The sequence below is a fragment of the Limosilactobacillus vaginalis DSM 5837 = ATCC 49540 genome, from assembly GCF_000159435.1.
GTDB lineage: Bacteria > Bacillota > Bacilli > Lactobacillales > Lactobacillaceae > Limosilactobacillus > Limosilactobacillus vaginalis.
Window position 1 is genome coordinate 1 of sequence record NZ_GG693497.1, and the last position, 227, is coordinate 227.

At 60.8% G+C, this 227-nt stretch carries 1 protein-coding gene; it reads left to right on the forward strand.

Translation table 11 applies throughout. The features are described 5' to 3' along the window. Positions 1-227: homocysteine S-methyltransferase family protein (locus tag HMPREF0549_RS09140; protein ID WP_154645775.1), on the forward strand; the 227-nt coding region annotated here is incomplete at both ends.

A 227-nucleotide genomic window follows, 5' to 3' on the forward strand; every position in this document is an offset into this window, starting at 1 on the left:
TTGCGCCACGCCGAAGCTCTGACCTTTGGCCTGAACTGTGCGCTGGGGCCCGATGAACTGCGCCAGTACGTGCAGGAGCTGTCACGGATTGCGGAATGCTACGTCACCGCGCACCCGAACGCCGGGCTACCCAACGCCTTTGGTGAGTACGATCTCGACGCCGACACGATGGCAAAACAGATACGTGAATGGGCGCAAGCGGGTTTTCTCAATATCGTCGGCGGCTG